14 protein-coding genes are annotated in these 22,178 nt (G+C 46.8%); 10 read left to right on the top strand and 4 right to left on the bottom strand.

Features of this window, described 5'->3' with window-relative positions; all coding sequences use genetic code 11:
* Positions 1–8: 8 nt before the first annotated feature.
* Positions 9–7,817 (bottom strand): FlgD immunoglobulin-like domain containing protein, encoded by a 7,809-nt coding sequence (locus BREVNS_RS06410; RefSeq protein ID WP_483426193.1) that lies wholly within the window; start codon positions 7,815–7,817, stop codon positions 9–11.
* A 1,136-nt stretch (positions 7,818–8,953) separates the two neighbouring features.
* Between BREVNS_RS06410 and BREVNS_RS06405 the strand changes: the two genes are divergently transcribed.
* The 5 genes from BREVNS_RS06405 (at position 8,954) to BREVNS_RS06385 (ending at position 14,995) form a co-directional block, all read left to right on the top strand.
* Positions 8,954–11,206 (top strand): lytic transglycosylase domain-containing protein, encoded by a 2,253-nt coding sequence (locus BREVNS_RS06405; protein ID WP_483426192.1) that lies wholly within the window; start codon positions 8,954–8,956, stop codon positions 11,204–11,206.
* Between the two features lie 307 nt (positions 11,207–11,513).
* Positions 11,514–12,929 carry an MATE family efflux transporter gene (locus BREVNS_RS06400; protein ID WP_483426191.1) on the top strand — a complete coding sequence of 472 codons (1,416 nt, stop codon included), beginning with the start codon at positions 11,514–11,516 and terminating at the stop codon, positions 12,927–12,929.
* Positions 12,930–12,933: 4 nt separating this feature from the next.
* Entirely contained in the window at positions 12,934–13,194 is a 261-nt protein-coding gene (locus BREVNS_RS06395; RefSeq protein ID WP_483428040.1) for a YkgJ family cysteine cluster protein, read from the top strand.
* A gap of 102 nt (positions 13,195–13,296) precedes the next feature.
* Positions 13,297–14,301: an L-threonylcarbamoyladenylate synthase gene (locus BREVNS_RS06390; protein ID WP_483426190.1), complete on the top strand. Its 1,005-nt coding sequence runs from the start codon at positions 13,297–13,299 to the stop codon at positions 14,299–14,301.
* Positions 14,282–14,995 (top strand): endonuclease III domain-containing protein, encoded by a 714-nt coding sequence (locus BREVNS_RS06385; RefSeq protein ID WP_483426189.1) that lies wholly within the window; start codon positions 14,282–14,284, stop codon positions 14,993–14,995. Before BREVNS_RS06390 ends, BREVNS_RS06385 begins: the two co-directional genes overlap by 20 nt.
* On the opposite strand, the gene coaE is transcribed toward BREVNS_RS06385, so the two are convergent.
* The 3 genes from coaE to BREVNS_RS06370 all read right to left on the bottom strand — a co-directional run bounded on the left by coaE (position 14,980) and on the right by BREVNS_RS06370 (position 17,333).
* Positions 14,980–15,573 carry a dephospho-CoA kinase gene (gene coaE, locus BREVNS_RS06380; RefSeq protein WP_483426188.1) on the bottom strand — a complete coding sequence of 198 codons (594 nt, stop codon included), beginning with the start codon at positions 15,571–15,573 and terminating at the stop codon, positions 14,980–14,982. The genes BREVNS_RS06385 and coaE overlap by 16 nt on opposite strands.
* Positions 15,567–15,884 (bottom strand): cysteine-rich small domain-containing protein, encoded by a 318-nt coding sequence (locus BREVNS_RS06375; RefSeq protein ID WP_483426187.1) that lies wholly within the window; start codon positions 15,882–15,884, stop codon positions 15,567–15,569. Before BREVNS_RS06375 ends, coaE begins: the two co-directional genes overlap by 7 nt.
* A 666-nt stretch (positions 15,885–16,550) precedes the next feature.
* On the bottom strand, positions 16,551–17,333 hold the full coding sequence (locus tag BREVNS_RS06370) for a transposase (RefSeq protein ID WP_483426186.1): 783 nt from the start codon (positions 17,331–17,333) through the stop codon (positions 16,551–16,553).
* Between the two features lie 551 nt (positions 17,334–17,884).
* Here BREVNS_RS06370 and BREVNS_RS06365 point away from each other — a divergent pair.
* The 5 genes from BREVNS_RS06365 (at position 17,885) to miaB (ending at position 22,177) form a co-directional block, all read left to right on the top strand.
* A complete protein-coding gene (locus tag BREVNS_RS06365; RefSeq protein WP_483426185.1) occupies positions 17,885–18,262 on the top strand; it encodes a hypothetical protein in 378 nt (125 codons plus the stop codon).
* On the top strand, positions 18,259–18,408 hold the full coding sequence (locus BREVNS_RS06360) for a hypothetical protein (protein ID WP_483426184.1): 150 nt from the start codon (positions 18,259–18,261) through the stop codon (positions 18,406–18,408). The genes BREVNS_RS06365 and BREVNS_RS06360 overlap by 4 nt, the downstream gene beginning before the upstream one ends.
* Positions 18,405–19,520, top strand: coding sequence for a permease (locus tag BREVNS_RS06355; protein WP_483426183.1), 1,116 nt, complete (start codon positions 18,405–18,407; stop codon positions 19,518–19,520). Before BREVNS_RS06360 ends, BREVNS_RS06355 begins: the two co-directional genes overlap by 4 nt.
* A 94-nt stretch (positions 19,521–19,614) precedes the next feature.
* On the top strand, positions 19,615–20,784 hold the full coding sequence (locus tag BREVNS_RS06350; RefSeq protein ID WP_483426182.1) for a tetratricopeptide repeat protein: 1,170 nt from the start codon (positions 19,615–19,617) through the stop codon (positions 20,782–20,784).
* 100 nt (positions 20,785–20,884) lie between these two features.
* Positions 20,885–22,177, top strand: a complete 1,293-nt coding sequence (miaB, locus tag BREVNS_RS06345; RefSeq protein WP_483426181.1) for a tRNA (N6-isopentenyl adenosine(37)-C2)-methylthiotransferase MiaB — start codon at positions 20,885–20,887, stop codon at positions 22,175–22,177.
* The last annotated feature ends 1 nt before the right edge of the window (position 22,178 follow it).

Genomic DNA, 22,178 nt, shown 5'->3' with positions numbered 1-22,178 from the left:
CCCACCTCCTACCGTGCAATCACCAGCGTCCCACTGTAGGTCTCGCCGCCGGCATAGATCTTGTATATATAGACACCATTCTTCACATCATAACCTTCAGTATCCTTGCCATCCCAAGCTATCTCTCCCTGCGTGTACGGACCATCCTCACGGACAAACCGCCGGATGAGATTCCCCTTCAGGTCAAAGATCTTCACCTCATACTTCTCCACAGGAGATCTGAACTCCATCGTGACACGCACAGAACCGTAATAACCATCTCCAGAACGACTTGGCGTAAACACCTTGGGTCTCAGGGTCACCGCCGTGATGATACCAGGCCTGTCCTCACCTGCCTTGCTAAACACACCGTACATACTATGGACATAGCTCACCTTGGCCACCACGCGTCTTCTCGCCGTGTCCACCTCGCCACCAACCCGTACCCACCGAGGATTCAGCCCGTTGTCATCCCAGTAGTAGATGGCAAGATCTCCCTCACTCCACCCACGGGAAGCGATATCCGAAGGATCATAGGCAAGATAGAGGATAGCATCCCGCTTCACTACAGCCCCATCCATCGGTTTGTCGTCCCGTGTATTGAGACTGAACCGGTAGCCATACATGTCCGTCGTTGTGCTCGGGGCTTTCACCGTCTTGTTCTCCGTGAGATTGCGCTTCTGTTCAGCGGTAAGCGGCACTCTTGTGATATCCACCGAGAACTCCTTGCCCACAGAACCACCAGGGAAGACCACCATCGTATTGGTGTCCTCATAGCACTCCACCACCTGTGCCTCATCCTCACCACCCATCAGTGGAGCGTTGCGCATCGCTATCTGAGGTATCTCCGTAATCACATTGGCCACAATATTGGTGCGATAACGCTGACTGCGGTAATAAGGAGCGGAGAACTCAATATCATACGTCCCATCAGGGATCTTTCGTATGACGTAGGTCCCTTCAGGCACACGACTTGACGTCGAGAGTACATTACCATCGATATCAAGAGCCGTCGTGGAGGAACCAGCTGGATAGATCTTCACCGCTACCGCACGATTTGTCGGGAAAACACTTCCTCTCACCACGCCCCAGTTGGCATTGGTGATATACAGGATAGCTTTCTCAGGATCAGGGGTAAACGCCTTCAGGGCACTGACATTGGTCCCATCAGGCCCAATCGATTCAAGCCACACTCTCGTCGTAATAGGAATCACCTCTGTCGTATTCAAATTGTAGCGGAAGGTAAAGATGAGATCCTCAAAGTACCCCTGTCTTATGCCGTTCGCCGTCGTATAACTCAGGATAAACTGATTGGTGTTGGTATCCGGTCTCGTTACCGTCGCTACCGTATTAGAAAGACTAATCTCGCTAAAGTAGTTTGTCAAATCCTTTTCAAAGGTGATCACCACCTGGGTCACCACACTCTCAAAGGTGCGATTGAGCACACGATAGATAAGCGTCGCATTGGTATCAATGAGATACACCCTGTTGTCCCCGTAGAAACCGCCCTCTACCGCTACAGGAGGATAGTTCACCTTCATCATGGAGACAGATCCGTTCATCCCTGAAGCCGTGTAGTACACCATATCGGCCACATTGGTGAGGTTGGCGGTTTCGACAATGAAGGATACATTGGTCGGTACTCGATAGAGGTTGGTAAAATCAAAGGCAATCTCATCCCTCTCTCCCTGACCAAGGAGGCCAATACCCCGATAGTCAGCCACAATACGATGGGTAGCAGGATCATAACTCACATCTGCCCCTTTCGTACTTGTCAGCCCTGAAATATTCGTTACCCCAACGGGCAAAATAATCCTTGCCATGGCTACAGGATTGTCAAGTGAAGCACGGTTGGTGAGACGAACCACCGTATTGGTGGCTTCCGTATCCACATAAATGGTGGTGGTACCAATGGTCTGCGCTACCTCTGTAGGTGGCATACGGAAGGAGAAGACATTAGTCTTGCCACTCTGGACAGGAAGAGGTATCCAGCGTTCTGCTTCTGACAGAGCCAGCCCATCATCCACATAGGCAAGCACCTGATTGGTGAAGTTGCCTATCCGTCTATCATCCCACAAGCGGAAATTCACCACATCATAATCCCCACTGACAATCCGCTTATTATCAAGGGCGTATTCGAGAATGATATTGGTCGGATCTCCTGTCATGTGCGCCGCATTGGTAATATATCGCTCACTCTGATAGTTATCCCCATTGGTGAACCAATCAGGGAAAACCACCTTCACACGACCAACACGAAGCCCTGTATTCACGGAGTTATCAATATTGACAGAGAAGATATTGGTCATCGTGGTGGTATCAATTACTGTATTTCCCTCTGAGTAGTTCACATACCCGAAGAAAGTAGGAAGCGAAGAGAGCGAAATGGTATTCTGTCCTGTAGCCGAAGCCGTCTTGACATAGTTGCGTACCACCACAGGAAGAGAAAGGTCTCCCAGATCTGTCATGGTATTGGTCACCTCAAGATAAATCTCATCCCTCTGCCCTGCCAAAAGAGGAGAAGCATAGTCAAGGGTAAGCACACCAGCAGCATAGTTGGTCCCTGTTGCCACGGTATTGGAAACCTTAGCCACACTGAACCCTGTTTGCAGAGCCGTCGGAAGGGTGATCTCCACACGATCGATATCGCTGGTACCACGGCCGGCATTGCTCACGATCACCCCAAGCATAAACCGCCGGCGAGCAAGATAGACCTCAGAGGGAGAGAGTGTCACCACAGCCTGAGGTGAAGGCATCACATACCAGGCTGTTGCCGACTGTCCCACCTGCACCGAAGCATCCTTGTATCTATCCGCCGTTGTCGTCAGACGAGCCTGCATCGTCCAGGCAAGGTTGGTTTCATAATGATCAATTCTATCCCGCAGCCTTATAATCACCTCATCCCCTTCCATTGGGAAAAGAGGACTTCCACTATAATCTACCCAGACACTGTCGTTGGAGATAGATACTACTCCACGCGTGCTTGTCGCTGTCATGTCATTGGTGATGATGATATTTTCCGGAGCCGAGCCTGCGTCGTAAATCGAAGGAATAGGTATTCTCACCGCTACAATATCATTTCCTGTTGAGCCGGTATTGTTGATCACCACCTTCACCCAGTTGGTCTCATCCGTAGCATACATCTTGTTCCGTTCTGCCGTGTTGATACTATTGGTAAACTCTACATAGTAGTTCACCTGATAGGGTGGCCGCTTGATGGTAATCGTCTGGCTATATCCAGGGATAATCCCTATGCTACGGAAAAGCGAAGGCTCAAGGGTATTGTTCACCTCCAACTGCCATACCGAAGAAATCTCGGTTGTCTCAATATTGTCCCATCCTCGCCAGGTAATAGTGTCTACCTCACCAGATCCAAAGGTGAGATTGGTATAGTACACATGAATTTCTGATGGATAGGTGAAGACCACTCCACCTTTTGTTGAAATGGCATTATCAAGATTGGTGATAAAGTAGGGAGCCACTATCTTGATCCACTTGATATCGTTTCCTGTATCCCCTGTATTCGACACCGTGAGTGTATAGTTAGTATGGAGAAAATCCTGCCACACCACAGCCGGAGCCACCGCTCCCTGGGCTGAAGCGGCAGGGTTCTCAAAAGCCACCACATTGGTATATGACTCCTTGATGAGGACCGGCTCTCCTGTGCTGAGGGGATCAGCCTCATACCATACACGAGCTTTCACCATCATATTGGTATTGCCCTCAAGCCAGTTGTCATAAACCCTGACATCGATCCAGCGACCACTATTGGGATCCATACCCGAAGGTACATAATCCACCCGAACATTGGTTTTTCCTAAAACAACAGGCACCCCACCAGAACCAGCACCTATAACTTCGACATTGGTGATAAGTCCCCCATCAAAATAAAGATCTACACGAGAAATCTTTCTTCCGAATACTTCAGCCCCATTCTCAATTCGATTGGAGAGTCTTGTAGAAGTGGCTGGAGTTGGAATAGTTGTCGGCTGGACGTAGAAACGAGCAGGATCTACCACGGTGAAGATATTGGTCCCACTCAAAACAGACACATTGGTCCAGTAATTGGTCCACTGGTACTGACCACCCTCATCAAGCGAGTTATTGGCCACCGCCAGGACAAAATGCCCACCAACTGCCTGATTGGTCCATATCCCGAAGGTGAGGAAGGTATCATCAGAGGCTCCCGCCAGAAGCTCTTTGCCATCATCGATGTAGCTCACCTCTATCAAATTGGAAGCCACCACTCTCACAGGCCCACCCGCCTCGTTGGTCTTTTCAAGCAGGCTATTGCTCACGCTCACTAACTGGTTGGTAAGCGCCATCGGTATCCAAAGCCTGAGTTTGTGGAGCTTGTTGCTCCCCCACCCAAGGTTGGTGACACGAAGACGTACCTGCACCGTGTTGGTCTGGCCAGAAACCGTCGGCCTATAGGCCACCGTCCGATCAATGCCATAGGCATAGAAAGCCGGAGGAGGAATAATCTTCACGGTTTGTGTTTGACCAGCAGGAGAGGGTAACTGATTACTCCACATACGTACATTGGAAACCGAGAAATAGATAGGAAATTCTGCTCTGTTTTCTACCCTATCAAACACCTTGAAGGTAAGAAGTTCATTGGAAGACCCGTAGAATGTCGTATAGTACTGCACCTGAAGCCTGTAGTATGGGGGCGTATCAGGCACAAAACCTGTAAAGGTTCCCCCTAAACTCGATGAAAGAAATGCGATATTGGTAATGTAGTTGGTATTGATCCAGAGATAGAGCTCTTTGATCTGGTTCTCATGAAGCCCCGTATTGGAGATAGCATAGTAGATAGTGGTCTCATTGGTAGCCGCATCGATAAACCCATCCGGTACGATCACATACCCAACAGCCGATGGTCTTGGATAGATGAACCTGAGATCAAGGTTGTCCGCCCCTTCAAGCCCCCCCATCGCATAGTTTGTCGTATTGGCCGCCTCCACCTGGATGGTTTTCACCACAGGATCATGAATATCATCCCTTATCCAGAAAATGAGATCATCCACCTCTGTAGGAGGAAGAGAACTATTGGTGTAGAAGAACTCCGCCACCCAGTTGGCCCCTGCATTGGTGGTATATGTCCGTATACTGGATGGTCCGACACGAAGCGAAGCCGCGCTGTCAATATTGGTAATCCCCGTCGGGAAGGTTACTCGAACTTTATAGATGCTATTTTCCGGTTCTCCCCAGTTTTTCACCCGCACACGAACGAGGAAGCTATCCTCCCGGTCGGTATAGCGATGGTGATTGTAGGAGGCATCAAGTTGTCCATCCTCATTGAGAGGTTCTACAATGTAGGATCGCACATTGGCAGGTGGAGTATAGAACACCGTGTGCCAGCCTGTGGTGGGTTCTTCTGTAGCGGCAACCCACCCATCGCCGTTGAAGTTATCCGCATAGGCAATATTGGTAGCCTCCGTCACATTGGTCAGAGAAGGCACCATATCATACGCCCAGAAGGTGACTGTTGCACTCTCGCCACGAGCCACATTGGTAGAACCTGCGGCATAATCCACCACAATCCACCAGTAGCCTTCGGTATTGGTGATATTGTCATTGGTGATATTCTTAGACACGGTGATGGTCGCTGGCCTATCAGCCACCACATTCACCACATTGGTGAACACCTTGTCCAAGCGGATGAGAAGCCGGCGAACATTGTTTCCTGTATTTTCCGCTTTGTTCTGGATGAGATAGGTGTACTGGTTGCTCACGAGGGTATTGCTCACCTCGACAGGGAGCATGGCCCCTTGCACCTTTGGAGACTTCTTTCGGATGAGAAAATCCTGCGAGGGATAGGAGAGACTCGTTCCATTGGTGACTGGCCTTGTCCCTGCAAGAGCTGAATAACTCACTACCACAACACTATTAGAAAGCTGGTTTGTTCCTGCTGGTGGCACACTATCCAGATTTGTCGTAGAAATATTCACAAAACTGATGGTATCAATACCAGAACCTGCGATGAGATAGCGGTTCTCGTTGGTATAGTACACCGAGAGTTTTCTATTCACCGGATCATAGGCAAAACTCGAGGCATTGGTGAGACGTTCACTGGCAAAACTCCCCGGCTGGAGGTCAAACCCAACAGGGAAAAAGATATCCACCTGTGCAATATCGGCATTGTTATTGGCTGACTCATTCGTGTCCTTCGCTGCCACATCCACAAACCAGGTCTTGGATTCTCCCTCGTAGGTGAAATTTGGACGAAGAGAAGCTATCCCCACAGGATCGTTAGCCGTGGAGAAGGTGAGGGTATTCTCATCAGCCCGAAAACCAGTGAAAGCCGTCACATTGCCTGCATAGGCTCGGGCTGGGCCTGTCGTGGCATTGGCTGTCCAGGTGGTATCTGCATATTTTTCGTTATTCACATACACAGAGAGTGTCTTGCCACTCACATCAGCCACAGGGGAAGTGAAGAAATTGCTCACCACGATATAGATCATATACTGGTGGGTAGTGGCAAGACTCCCCCCAAACCCACTATAGTTGGGATGGAAGACATCAGGGGAGGCAGCGGCATTGAAACGGATCTTGAGCCGCTTGCCATTCTGTTTCACCGAAAGAGCCACCGTACCCGCCGCTGGATTTTGATCCGCATAGACACGCCCAAAGGTACGATAGATCGTCTGGCTATTGGTGTGTGCCCAGAAGACCCCTATATGATTGGTGAATGCCGTCCAGTTGGTGAAGGAGAGAAACTCATCAGGCAGATCCACATACACCTCCTGGACTCCTGCCTCATTCACCGTAGAAAACCATGGTTTCAAGGCAATCCTCAGGATATTGGTAGTCCCAGCCTTGGTCTGCACAGGGGAAATCTCAGCCACATTGCTTGCCCCCACCGTCCGGATGGTCATGTCATCCACATAGTAGGAAAGCACCTCCCCATCAGGGCGGTTGTCCGACACCCCAAACATAGGGATCAGGTTATTGGAAAAGGTCACAGGAACCTTGCCCACATAATAAAACTGATTGGAATAATAAGTAGCAGGTCTTGCCGTCCCATCATACTCCGTCTTGGCCGCCCCCGTCGGATTGGGGTTCACATAAAAGTAGGCATACTCCCCATCAATGGTAACACGAAAACGAAGAACATTGTTGTTTATAGTATTTGCCCATGCCCAACCTGTCCCATCAATAGGATTTTCATCAGAATTTGCCCCATAATAATCATCATATCCCCATAAAAAGAGAGGAGACAAATCATGAACTCCACTCTCATCCGGTGGCAAAAGACCTGAGAACGAATAAGCAGAATTTCGAGTAAACCCAAGGTCAGAAGCCCAGAAAGACCGTGGAAGCACATTGGGCTCGCTGGGAAGCCCGTCATTGGTCCCAAGTTGAGGTCTCGAGAGTTCCGAAAAGTGTACCACATTGGGCAAAAATTCTCCATTCGCATCCACCGTCGGATCATGCTGCACCCACAAAAGATGAAACGCCTCTCTCATACGACCGGATTCGGGATTTACTCCACTATCCGGATCAAGACGGCAATAGGTACGGGTGAGTTCAAAGCCTATAGGGTTTTCTTTTGAGGCAGTGTAGAGCACATTGGTTTTTCGAACAAAAAAGCCATAAATCTCATTGTAATAAACCGCCGTATTTCCCTGTCCTGTGATGCGAAGGGTACTGGTATTGAATGCCGTAGCATAGTTGTTGCCTACATTATGCCAACCCATTTGCAGAGAATAGGTGAAATTGTATTGAAAGATAGTATTCTCCGCCGCGTCAAAGCTCGTGAAAAAATACTCCCCCCACAGCGGAAGAACTATCCCCATCATGAGAACAAGTGAAAGAAGACCTCGCGACCTCATATCGCCTCCTTCTGGCTTTCCAGTGTACTTCGCCTTTTTTGTATCGGCACAGGGCCACCACTTGTTGATAGAGAAAGTTTACTTTCTTACTTGAGAAGTTTACTGACCGACACACCTTCCATGGTGTGAGTTTTTTCATGAAAATGAGGAAAGCGACTCCTTCGACTTTTTCCTCATACAATATACTCAAAAATTCACCAAAAAGTGAAATGGAAAACAAAAAATTTTTTTACTTCTTTCACAAAGCGCTCCCGCGCGGGACAAAAGGGGCGTTGTCCTCGTCGCATGCTACGCATGCGACGAGGACGGATAGTGTGCCGCTTTTGCGGGCAATAGAAAGACTTCTTCCTCTTTCCAGGGGAAGTCCTTCCTCCGTAGGCGACCTCACCTCGTCCTCCTGACTTCGGAAGAAGAGCGCCCACCTCGCTTCGCCGATTCCCCGCCAAAGCGGGGTCCCCGCAGCTTCGCTTCGGTGGGCTTCCAGGCAAAAGCAACACAAGAGGTCACCCCGGGTGCTTCCTGCACCCTCACTTCGGAAGGACTTCCCCGTTAGCAGTACAAAGAGTATTAAACCGCAAAAGCGGTCCGGTGAGCCTCCTGAGCGAAGTCGAAGTGGAGTACAGAAAAAAAGGGGGAGTGAAAGAACAAGGCTCTCTCCCACCAGCCCACATGGTTTCTCCTCCCACGGGGCTTCTCCGACAGCACATCGCAGGCAGGGGCGAGGGCTATGGCGATATCTCAGCAAGAAGGGGGCTTTCTGAGACCAAAAGGCATAGGGCTATTACCTTGTTTCAACAAAACTCCTCTGGTTAAACGTTTAATCCGTGTCTATACCCCTCCTTCTTGCTATTCCTTTGTCTCAGCAAAGAACCATGGTTTAGCTGAAACATGGTAAAAGCCAAATCTTGCCTTGATGTTTTCAAGCGCGACTCTTTTTTCAATAAACACCATAACAGAAAGTTTTTGAATTATTTCCCTATTCACAGGAAATGAAAATAGGTATTCAGTTTCCTATGTGGAACGACAAACCCATTTCTATCGAGTTGAGAATGACACCCCCATTTTTTGACAGAAAATTTATCTCCCTTTATACTTTTTATTTCTCATACCATGAGGTAGACAAAAAAGGGGGAACCATGCAGAGAATCAAACACCTTGTGCGGTGGGAGTTTTTGGCTCTTTTTCTTACGGTGATTTTGGTGTTCAATTTTGCCTATGAACCAAATCAGAGGGCACTCATTGAGTCGCTGTTTGAAAAACACTATAGTGATTTGCAGCTGTTCTATCAGGTTTATCAGGCCGTCGAAACCAAACCAAGACTTTCTTCATCAGACGTAGCCTATGCAGAAAGGGTGCTTTCAAACCTTATAGAAAGTGGCTTCATCCTCAAACCAGAAGCCTATCACACCCTTGGCAAGCTCTACGAGAGAGAAAAACGTCTCTCTTCCGCCCTGCTATCCTACCATTCCATGCTCTCCCTTGTCACCACAGAGACCTTTCTGAAGCGAGATGCCTATTTGGGTATTGCCAGGGTCAAACAAAAGCAGAACCGTTTCAGGGAAGCAAGGGAAACACTTGAAAAGGCATGGGCACTTCCCACCACCTACCGGGAGATGGAAACCGCTTTTGCTCTTCTTGAGATATATGACCAGACAGGAAACAGGGCTGGGCAAAAGGGTATCATCCTTGCCCTGAAAGAGGTTTTCCCTTCCTATCAGAAGACCTATGAGAACATTGTTCGTCGTCTCTGGGATCTCTTTTCCGTTGAGGAGAAGCGAACTCTCCTTGAACGCTGGTTTCTACCTGGCTATGCCAAGCTTCTTTTAGAACAGGGGAAGCTCTACATTGCCAAGGAAAAACCTTCCCCGGAATGGGTGGAAAAGTGGGGGGTATTTCTCGCCGGTCAGGTGGAAAATGATACCCTGCGAAGCATAGAGACTTTTCTCAGGCAGAAGGGCTATGTTTCCATAGCCGAGGAACTCTCAGCCTATCGTCAGATGACCGTAGTATCACTGCCAGCAGGAAGCTCTTCTGCTCAGGCGGCGTATGCCTACAAAGCTCTCCGTTCCGTCTCCCGCAAGGCAAACTACAAGCCTGCCTTAGCTGAAAAATATTATGAAAATTTTCTCGTCAAAGGTTTCCATCCAGAGTACGTCTCCAAAAATCTCGAATTTCTCATCCGCAATCTCTTAGCCTACAAGCAATATGAGAGAATAACCAACTGGGTGGAAAAAACCTATGAGAAATTGGGGTTTACCGATATCTCGACCACAATCAGCGAACATATTCCCTTCTGGTATGGGTATAGTGCCTGGCAAACAGGCAACAGAGAACTCGCTCTTCGGGAATGGACAAGAACCGTCGCCATTGCCCCGGGTGGGTATTTTGGAACACTGGCAGCCACCTATCTTCGTGAGGTCATCCCATCAGAAGATGTAGAAGCCTACCTGAAAATACTCCGGCAAAAGCTTGATGACGAGAAAAACCCGATGGCAAAACTCTTTGTGGATCGGGTCCTGTATGGACTGGCCGTAAAAGAAACAGAAAAGGAAAAGTACAAAAAAGGGGTGGTGGCTGGATTGTCCGCTCTCTATCCCGATCTCTTTGGGTCTTCTCTGTCGGCCTTGGATAAACTTCCCATGGAAAAATACTTTCGATGGCTTGTGTACAGCCGCTTTGGGTTTACTGATTACGCAAAGGAACTTCTCTACGAGACAGGCATCAAAAACGAGATTGTGGCGGATCTGGCCGTACTCAAGGTCTTAGTATACTACAAAAACTTTGACCGGGCAAGGGCTCTCTTTTCCCGTATAGAAAACGATCCGGCCATCAGAAACCATAGTGTCTTTTTGCCATCAGATTTCCAGAAGGTACTCTATCCCCTTCCCTATGCCCAGGAGAGTAAACTTGCCCTTGCCATGCAAACCAACAGTTTGTGCGATGTGTATTTAGTACACGCCGTGATCAAGGGAGAGAGTCTTTTTTATCCGAGGGCAACCTCCCGCGTAGGGGCAAAAGGGCTTATGCAGCTCATGCCCGCTACAGCAAAACTTCTCATTCCTTCAGTATTTGATGAAAGAACCGTCAGTTTGTACGATCCGGCAAACAATATTGTGTTGGGTACACGCTTTTTGGCTCATTCCATGGAAAACTATGGGCTTATTGGGGCTCTGGCGGTGTATAACGGAGGACACAGGGTGGTAGATGCCACCAAAAACCGCTTCCAGCCAGATGACGATATTGTCTTAGCGGAGATTCTCCCCTATACAGAAACACGCCTGTATGTACGAAAGGTGATGGGATATTATCAGGGGTATTTGGCCACCTATGAAAACAAGCCGCTTTCTCTCTCGGTGATCAGTAGCCCCCGTTTTTTGACAAAAAAATAGTGGGGAATTATATCCCCTCTTCCCATAGATGAAAAAACAAAAACGAGACCTTTGCACGAATGTGCAAAGGTCTCAAAAAAGTAGTAAAAAACAAAAAATAGTATAAAAATGTTCCTTAACGTAATAAATAAAACTATTCCTTTGAACAAAAAAAGATAAATAAGCCCTTGTAAATGGAAAAAGCGGGGTTTCAGGGGCGTAGCCCCTGACCCAAACAGGGGAAGAAAACACCCGTGCAAGGGTCTCAAAAACTTGCCTTCTTGGAAAAAAGAGAGGTATATTTATTGGAAAGACAAGGAGTTTTGATATGAGGGATATGACAAAGGGCAAGATATCAACAAGCCTCATTTCTTTTGCCATACCGCTTTTTTTGGGGAGTGTATTCCAACAACTCTATAACGTCGTGGATAGCATCGTGGTAGGACAATTCGTGGGCAAAGAAGCCATGGCCGCCGTGGGGGTGAGTTTTCCCATCATGTTTCTGCTCATTGCTCTCGTCATGGGAGCCACCATGGGAAGTACGGTACTCATCTCCCAGTATTATGGAGCCAAAGACTGGAAAAACCTGAAACGGACGATCGATACAACGGTGTGGCTTCTCTTCTGGACGGTGGTGGTGGTGACCATTGCGGGCGTTCTCTTCGGGGGATGGATATTGCGGGTCATGCATACACCGGGGGATATTTTCTTCATGGCACATAATTATACGCGTATTATGTTTTTGGGTATGATCGCCCTTTTTGGGTATAATGGTCTCAGTGCGATTCTCCGTGGTATGGGAGATTCAAAAACACCGTTGTATCTTCTTATTCTCTCTACTTTTGTCAATATTATTCTTGATTTAGTTTTTGTTTTAGTGTTCCACTGGGGGGTTGAGGGAGTGGCTGTGGCCACGGTATTAGCCCAGGGAGTTTCTTTTGTGGTGGGGTGGATTATCCTTTCAAAGAAAAGCGAACTCTTTCGTTTCAGGCTTTCAGAGATACATTTTGATAGAGAGATTCTTCTCAAAAGTCTTGCCATAGGGATGCCATCAGGAATCCAGCAGGTGATGGTGGCTATCGGGAGTATGGTGTTAGTGGGGCTTGTAAACCGTTTCGGAACGGACGCGATCGCGGCTTTTACCGCGGCGGGCAGAATCGAGTCGTTTGCCATGATGCCAGCGATGAATATCAGCATGGCTATTTCTACCTTTGTGGGACAAAATATAGGCGCCGGTCGTGAAGACAGGGTAAAAGAAGGAGTGGGTGTGGCTTTTGTCGTTGGCAACAGTATCGCCGTGGTGATGTCTCTTCTCATCGTGTTTTTCGCCGCTCCCCTTGTGATGGTGTTCAACCGCGATCCGGCCGTGGTACGGATTGGGCAGGAGTATATGTGGATTGTAGCCCCCTTCTATGTCGCTTTTATGACCATGTTTGTGTACAACGGTGCTCTTCGTGGTGCAGGGGATACCTTTATCCCTATGATTATCACCATCCTTTCCCTGTGGGGACTTCGTATTCCTGTCTCGGTATTTTTCTCCCGCTTCTGGGGAACCAATGGCATCTGGTGGGGGATTCCCGTCGCATGGCTTTTTGGTATGCTTGCTTCGTGGGTGTATTTCACGACCGGTAGATGGAAACGCAAGGTGGTAGCCAAAGCTCATGCTCTCCCCCCTGAGGCTCTTGAAGCAGTAGCCGCCATAGAGTGTGAAGACAGTGAAAGAAAAGAATGTCTCCACACCTGAAACCATGGAGTGCCGACCAGGTTGTGCTGCCTGCTGTATAGCCCCGTCTATTGCCACTCCTCTTCCCGGTATGCCAGAGGGAAAGCCAGCCGGTGTCCCATGTCCACATCTTGACGAGGATCTTCGTTGCCGGTTGTATGGAAGCCCTGAGAGACCGTCCTTTTGCGTCTCCCTCAAACCCTCAGCCGAGATGTGTGGCAAAAGCCGGGAAGAAGCCATGGCCTATCTCGCCTGGCTTGAAGAAATCACAAAACCGAGCCCCTGACCCAGATCGGGGGAAAAAACACCGCTGCAGGGGTCTTAAACCAAAAAATTGAACCCTCTCTCCCTTTTGCTGTATAATACAACGGTATTTTGGAGAAGTCTCATGGAAACCTCTCTTTTTCCCTCCCCTGATGAGAAAGCCCTTCACTTCTGTGCCTCCCTTCTTCAGGAAGGAAGGCTTGTGGTTTTCCCCACTGAAACGGTGTATGGACTCGGGGCAAATGCCCTCTCAGAAAAAGCCGTCCAGGCCATCTTTGAAGCCAAGGGAAGACCTCAGGATAATCCCCTCATTGTCCACATCCCCGATATCAGCTTTCTCTCCGTGGTCACCGAGAAGATCTCACCAGAAGTGGAACGCCTCTTCTCCCTTTTCAGCCCCGGGCCTCTCACGGTTATCTGTGAACGTTCGTCTCGCATTCCCCCCATTGTCAGTGCAGGACTTCCCACCGTTGGGGTGCGTATCCCCGCCCATCCATTGGCCCACAAACTTCTCACCCTGGCTGGTCTTCCCGTGGCGGCTCCTTCAGCCAATCTCTCCGGAAGACCAAGCCCCACCACTTTTGAGATGGCTATACGTGATATGAAAGGCCGTGTGGATGCCATCATTGACGGCGGTCCCTGTGAGCATGGACTTGAATCCACCGTGGTGATGGTAAAAGAAAACAAGGTGATCATCCTTCGCCCTGGGGCTATCACCGAGGAGATGCTTCGAGAGAAGGGGTTTGAGGTGGTTTTGCCTGAGGAGAAATCTCATGAAAGACCCCTCTCTCCAGGGATGAAATATACCCATTACAGGCCCCACGCTGAGGTGTATCTTTCTCACCATTTAGACGAAAAAACTCTTGAAGCCTTCTGCAAGGGGAAAAAAACGGCGGTGGTGGGGATCTCCCCTCCCGTTGGACCATGGGAAAGAGTGGTTTTTCCTGATGTAGCCTCCTATGCACGAGGGCTTTTTGCCACCTTTGCCCGCTTAGAACAGCAGGGTACAGAAGTCATAATCCTCCAGGCCGTGGAAGAAAAGGGTGTCGGCCGTGCCCTCATGAACCGTATGAGAAAGGCCAGTGGCAATCGATGGATAGAGGCAAACGATGAGACTTTCTCTCAGTGAATTGTACGACATTCTTTTTCGTTTTTATGGTCCTCAGAACTGGTGGCCTATTGTGGAGAATGGAGTCTCTCTCTATTTGCCCGGCTATACACAAAAACAAAGAACACCTGAGGAGGCTCTGGAAATCTGGATAGGGGCCATTCTCACGCAGAATACCGCCTGGAAAAACGTGGAGAAGGCGCTGGTAAACCTCAAGGAAAGGCTTCCTCTTCTCCCTGAGAGTCTTCTCACGTTATCAGAAGAAGAACTATCAGACCTTATCCGCCCGGCGGGATACTACAGGCAAAAAGCGAAAAAAATCCATGTTTCCATGCGTTTTCTTCTCCAGGACTATGGAGGAAACCCCTGTGAACTTCGCCGTCTTCCTCTCTCTGAAGCAAGACATCAGCTTCTCTCTCTCTGGGGCATTGGCCCAGAAACCGCAGATTCTATTCTTCTGTATGCGTTGGGTTTTCCCATCTTTGTGATTGACACCTATACCCGGCGGATTTTGAAGCTTTTGGGGTACCCTGAGGCCACTCAGTCATACGAAAGGCTTCAAGATCTCTTTCACAAAAATATTACCCCAGACGTGGGGTTGTACCGTGAGTATCATGCGCTCTTTGTAGCCGCAGGCAAAACCTGTGGAAGAAAACCAGATTGTGGCAGGTGCCCTCTTTTCTCCTGGTGTGAGAGACATCATACAAGAGCATGAACAAAGAAGTCCACCTGTCTTCTGATCTTTTCCAGGCCATCGTTATTGAAGATAATAAAATCCGCCTGCTCTTTCAAAAACTGGAGATGCCGCTGGGAGAAAAGAACGCTTTTTGCCTTTTCCTCCGACCAGCCCCGCTCCCTCACAAGGCGATCAAAGAGCATCTCCTCAGGGGCATCCACCATGAGGATAAAATCACAGATCGGCGCAAGCCCTATTTCATACAACAGGGCCCCATCAAGGATGGTGTGTGTGGTAGCGGAGGCCAATCTCTCTTTGACAAGACGTTTGATCCTGGGATGGGTGATAGCATTGAGAAGAAGAAGCTTCTCCATATGACCAAAGACGATCCCTCCAAGTACCTCTCTCTGGATACGGCCATCCACTCCAATAACCTCCGGCCCAAAGTGTTTCGTAATCTCATCTTTGGCTTCTTCTAAGGCCCTATGCCCCATTTCATCAAGGGAGATGAGAGAAAAATCGTACTCTTCGCAGAGAATCTTGGCCACGGTGGATTTTCCACTGCCGGCTTTTCCCACAAGCCCGATCACATAGAGAGGTTTTCTTGTATTCACCATAGATTTTCCTTCACAAGGACTTCTTTGATCTGTGAGATATTCTTGCCTTCATAAAAAAGTTCTATGATCCTTTTGACTACCCCATCGGTATGAATCCACTGACAGGGAGAACAGTCCCAGACCCTTTTTTCAGGGGTAGAAAGCCATACACCTTTTGTCTCATCCTGACAGGGATAGAAGGGACAATAACAAAAGAAACAATTCTGCTCTGTCATTTTGTGGCAGGGATAGTAAGGACAATCCATATACCTCTGATGAACTAAGGAGAAGACAAGTTGCTTCTCAAAATAATAACGTGATACATCATCCATAGAAATATTATAAAGCAAGGCCTTTTTTTGTGCAAAAGGGCTTCCCCAAAAAAACAAAAGAGCATAGGAAATCATTGTCGTTCCACACTCATACAGAAGTTTTTTTTACACAAAGACTGAATACTTCTGGTTCATCTTTTCTCTTTCAGTTTCAGGCTGTTTTGCCACCCTTCTCCCTCTCTTGCGAAACGCTCCCGCGCGAGGTAACAGAAAAGGTTGCCCCCGACACTTTCTGTGTCCTCTCGTCGGAAGGACTTCCTATCAGGATCCAAAGGGCCCTCTCTAGAACCACAAATGCCGCCATGGGGTACAGAAAAAAAAGGGAGCGGGAAAATGCTATGTCGATGTTTCAGCAACAGGGGGCTCTTTGGGAATACAAAGTCGTGGCTATTACTATGTTTCAGCCAGAAGTGGGGATCTTTGCTGAAACATAGTAATAGCCAGAGCCTACCACTTGTCCTTCCCCCCCTTTTTCCATCCCAACCGCCCTTCTTTCTGGAAAAAACACCATTTTCTCTCAGGATTTCCTTTTTTCCTTCAAAGAGAAAAGCCTTTAGACAGGGAAAATACCAATAGTTTTCTTTCGGTGGCAAATAACTTCTTTGATTTCAATGAGATAGAAATTTCAGAAGATAAAGGAAAGGTAACACAATGGAAAAAAGCTTCTTAAAGTGCTAAGGGCTCCTTGATAAGTATCTTGTAAGGGAGAAGAAGGTTTCTACTCCCTATCATCGAAAGAAGTTTTTCAAATCGTATTTCTGGAACCTGATAGAGGTAAAAAACACAGAATTCTTCGATGTAACGCTGAGGGTGTTTGCGACAACCATGGTGGTAGAGACCTTCCAGTCGATCGGTAAGCTCTTTGAAAACGCAGGAAAAAGTCGAAGGGGCTTCGAAAATGGTGGGGATTTTTTTGCCAGAGAAAAGTGTTTTGATGTTCTCCGACGAGATGCTATGCACAAGATGAATGTGGAAGTGAGTAGGAGAGAGCTTGTTATTGCATTCGATAAGCTGAAGGGGGTACTTCTTTTCTCTCTGAAACTTTTTGATACCTGGAATAAGAATAAACTTATGGAGAATATGATGAAGGCGGTGTTTTTGCTTGGCTGAAAGGGCTTTCATGAGGTTACGCACCTTGTGGAAAAGAAGCCAGGCGGCTTTGTAGCTTACACCAAGGTGTTTGGCAAGCATAACACCGTTTACGTTTCCTTCACAGATAACGGCGAAGGCACAGAGCCAGGTTTTGAGACAGAGGTGACTTTTTCGCATGATGGAGATGCTTTTGAGGGAAAATTGATGGCGGCAGTGGGTGCATTGGTAGAGAGGGCGACTCGAGAGGCGATAGACGGAGTGTTTGCAGCGGGGGCAGAGGACTTTCTCTTTCCAGAAAAGACTTTCGAAAAGCTTGATAACTTCTTCCTGGGTGTAGCTGAAGATGTTTTTTGTCATTGTAGCCTCCTGTGTTTTTTCTATAGATATTATCGAAAAAATGTTGTCAGAGTTGTCCAGAAGTGGTTAGAAAGTTGTTATGGGGGAAATTTTTTTCTGGCTATTACCTTGTTTCAGCAATAATCCTCACTTGTAGCTGAAATATGGTAATAGCAAAAATCGTCTTCAACAAGGCTACACTTGGGAGGGATATTGTTTTGCTGAAATATGATGATAGCCAAACATCTTGCGTTTACGAAAATGATCTGATGGGCTTTCTTTAGCTGAAATATCGTTATAGCCATATTTCGCTGCAGTCTTTTCAAGACACGCTATTTTTCCTATCACGCATTCCAACAGAAAACTTTTGTCTTCTTTTCCAAATGTGGGGATAGGTATTCAGTTTCATATGTGGAACGACAGACATTTCTATTGAGTTGCGAGAACATAAAGAGAAAAACTTGACTTTTTCTCTGATTAATGTTAAAATAAAATATTCTTATTCTTATTTTGAATAAGAAAAGTTGGAGAGATTAAAATTTTTAATTTTGTAATAAGGAAGGAAAAGAAAAATGACAATCTCAGGCAAATGTTTTATATGTGGTAAAGGTTTAAGGCACTGTAATGAAAGTATAATTGTCAAGTGTTACAAATGTGGTAAAAAAGAAAAATCGTACATTTTTTGTGAAAATGATCATTATCTTTGTAATGCATGTGCTACTGAAACCGTAATGGCCAAGATTTTTCAAACAATACCAAACATTTATGACTCTAATCCTTGTGATATTGGAGAAAAACTCTTAATTGAATGTGGCTATGCTGGTAATTCCCCACATGTTGTTGTTGCAGTAGCCTTTTTATTGGCTTTAAAGAATTTGAATTTGGTAACGTTTGAAGATGTTTTTGAAGGAATGATGCGTGGGGTTTTAGAAGTTGGAGAAATTATATGAATTTCGATTTTCTCTTTTATGAAACAATAAGGATAGGACAATTTATCTGGAACTCCTTTCTCCACATCTGGTGGTTGCTTCTCATTACTATTCCCTTGGCTGTGTGGATAAATATAAATGATATGAGCAATTATGTAAAAAAATGACGAATTATAATGCCTTTTTATCCATATTACTGGGAACTATCATTGGGGCATTCAGCCCCTTTTGTTCCTGCAGCGTTATACCTGTCATTACCTCTCTGCTCATTGCAGGAGTGCCACTTGGGGCTGTAATGTCTTTCTGGATTGCCTCGCCCTCGATGGATCCGGAGATTTTCTTTCTCAGTGTAGCCTCTCTTGGTTGGCCTCTGGCTATTGCACGATTGATTGCCACCTTTTTCTTGAGTTTGGCCGGGGGATTCATTGCCCAATTCTTTGTTTCAAGAGGATTGTTTGGCAAAAACTACCTCAAATTGAAAAAAGAAAAATCCTATAAAGTAGGTTCGTTTACCCATCTTTTGAAAAAGCTAAAAACTTTTCTCTCCAGAAGAGTTGCCATAGCAAAACGACAGATGGGATTTGGAACCTCTGGCATTGATTATAACAAAAAAATTCTCTCTCCTCCTTATACCGGGAAAGAAAATATTCACCTCCTTGAAGTAAGATTTTCAATACTCAAACCTCCATATTCTTTCTCGCAAGAAAATTTAGCTGAAGTATGTTGTTCTTCACACAGTGAACAAGCTTCTGCATTTTCTCTTAGAGAAGAAGATGCTTGTTGTTCCCGAAGGCAAAGCAAAGCCTCCCCATCATGCTGTGATACTCAGCCATCGAGAGAAAAAGAATCAAAAAGAGGAAGATGGAGTCATTTTATCGAAGAACTTAATAATGTGCTCTTCATGGTTGGAAAATATCTCTTTATTGCCTATCTTCTGGAAGCAATAATTACCTTTTATCTGCCACGGGAGTGGGTGACCTTTCTCTTGGGTATACAAAACCCTCTTTCTGTGCTTTATGCCACTCTTCTTGGTGTACCGCTTTATACTACAAATCTCACTGCACTTGGGGTTATCGGAGGATTGCTTTCGAATAACATGAGTGGAGGAGCGGCTCTTGCCTTTTTGATTGCAGGGGCGACTACCACATTGCCAGCAATGTCTGCGGTATATGGAATTGTATCAAAGCGTGTTTTCTTACTCTATTTGGGAGTCATTATTGTCGGTGCTCTCTTTTGTGGCTATTCTTACCAGATAGTGGAGTTTTTCTTTCTGCATTAAAGAATTTTGAGAAATAATATGAACGTTCATCGGTCTCATTTGCATTTTCTTGTTTCTCATTCTATAATATAAAAAAGCAAATGATGAGAGGCCCATGGCAAAAGAAAAGCAACTCACTCTTCAGGACTGGATCCGCTGGGTTGGTCGTATCTTGAGACGCAGAAGAGTAAGCGCTGAAGAGACACCAAAATTAGAAGAGTTGGAGCGGTTTATTGAAGACTATCCAGATGAGACCCCACTGGAAAAATGGCTCGGTTTTGTGTATCTCATGATGGGAAAGGACAAAGAAGCCGAGAGGATTTTTTCTCGTCTCATTCGAAGTTATGCGCATGATGTGGAGATACAAAACGCCCTTGCTTACCTTCTCCTGAAGCGGGGAGATACCGAAGGAGCCGTTACTCATCTTCTTGATGCCCTTTACACAGAGGAGAATCACCCCCTTCTGAAAAGAAATCTCGACCTTTTACGCTCAAGTAAGGATCTTCCAGCATGGCTTTCAACCCATAAGTGGACGGATTTTGTCTTTTTCACTCCACCGGAATCCCCCTGGTGGGATATCGGATGGCAAGAGGTGATGCGAAACCCCTTTGTTCGTGGAGGAGTGGTGATAGGGATTGTAGGGCTTGCGGGAGGAGGGCTATTTCTTCTTTATCCCACCCTTATCAATGTCGCTCAGAAATACCAGCAGACCAGATATCGGCAAATAGGAAGCGTGGTGGATCAATATACCATTCAGGACATTGAAAAGCTTATCGAAGAACGCCAGAAGTATTCCATCAAGCTCACTGAAGAAGAAGTGGGCAAAAAATTTGAGATGATCAAGGATCTTCTCTACGAAGGAAAACGAAATCAGGCGCTTATCCTTATCAATGAACTTCTCAATTCCAACGCCAGTGAACAGGTCAAAGAGCACGTTCGTATCTTTGAGAGCTTCGTTCCTGCTCCAGACCCGCGCAAGATAGACTACAACCCTTCGTGTCGGGATGTGCTCAGAACGCCCTTTCTCTACAAGGATGTGTATGTCAACTGGGTAGGAACCGTCGCCAATCTCTTCTTCAATCAGCGGAAAGAGACCTCCTTTGATCTTTTGATCAATTTTGTTGATGAAGCCACCGTCGAAGGAATGGCCACCATCAAGATGGAAGGTTTTCAGAGTGAGCTTCGTAATGGACAAAAGGTAAGGGTATTTGGTCGCATTGCCGGTATTCAGATTGAGAACAAAGTGGTTCTATTGGATCCAGAGGTCCAGTATCTTGGCCGTTAGACAAAAAAAGGCCAATGTACCTCATGCTCACAGAAGGTGAGACAAGAAATACCCTTTCTGGGGGTCTTATTTTTATACTATCAAAGAAGAGGAAAACACTATGCCTAAATTTCTCATCGAAAACTATGGTTGTCAGATGAATGTAGCGGAAGCGGAGAGTCTTCGTCACTTGCTTTCCACAAGTGGCTATGAAGAGACTCATGACCCGGCAGACGCCGATGTGGTGATCATCAATACCTGTAGTGTGAGACTCACCGCCGAGGACAGGATTATCGGAAGGTTGGGTTTCTATCGTGGACTTCGTGAAGAAACGGAGAAAGATCGTTATGTTGTCCTGATGGGATGTATGGCACAAAACAGGGGAGAAGAAGTGAGGGAACTCTTTCCCGATGTGGTGAAAAGGGTGTGGGGAACATACAACAAGGACAGAATCCTTGAGGATCTCCGGCTTTTAGAAAAAGGCAAGGACTTTCTTGAACTTTCTGACTACCATTTTCTTGATGCAGTTCCCCAGAGTTCATCTCCCTTTCGAGCGTATCTTCCCATCAGCCATGGGTGTGATAATTTTTGTAGCTATTGTATTGTTCCAGTAGTCCGCGGAAGGGAGATCAGTCGATCTTTTGAGGATATCATTGAGCAGGCCAAACGTCTTTTAGAAAGTGGAGTGAAGGAGATTATTCTCTTGGGACAGAATGTGAATAGTTATCGTGATGGCAAGAAACATTTTGAGGATGTGCTTGAGACCTTAGCAGGCAAACTCTCTGTCCCGAGGCTCTCATTTCTCACGTCTCACCCAAAAGATTTTCGAAAAAGCATGGTGGATATCATCGCTTCGTACGAAAACATCTCAAAGCTTATTCATTTGCCTGTTCAATCAGGGAATAACCGGATTCTTTCTCTGATGAATCGACAGTACACCAGAGAAGAGTATCTCAAGAAAATTGAATGGCTTCGGGAAATCCCCACCATTGAACTCAGTACGGATGTGATGGTAGGCTTCCCTGGAGAAACAGAAGAGGAGTTTCGGCAGACCCTTTCCCTTGTACAGGAGGTGGAGTATCTTGAGGCCTTTTGTTACTATTATAACCCCAGACCAAAAACGAAGGCTGCCACCATGGTGGACAATACCACAGAAGAGGAGAAGTTAGCACGTCTGGACCGGCTCATCAAACTCCAGCGAGAAATCCGACAAAAGAGACTCTCTCTCTGGATAGGGAGACACGATGAAGTCCTCATCGAGAGCCGGAGCAAAAAAGACGAACATATCTTCTTTGGCATGTCACGAAGCGGGATTCCCGCCTATGTTGAGGCCTCCTGCGAGTTGGGGGATATTATTCAAGTTATATTTACCGAGATAAGAGGAAGCGGCCTGGCCGGCCGCCCCCTGAAGTAGA

Source organism: Longinema margulisiae, from assembly GCF_025266855.1.
GTDB lineage: Bacteria > Spirochaetota > Brevinematia > Brevinematales > Thermospiraceae > Thermospira.
Note: the sequence above shows the minus strand (reverse complement) of the source record. Positions and strands in the feature narration are given on the sequence as shown.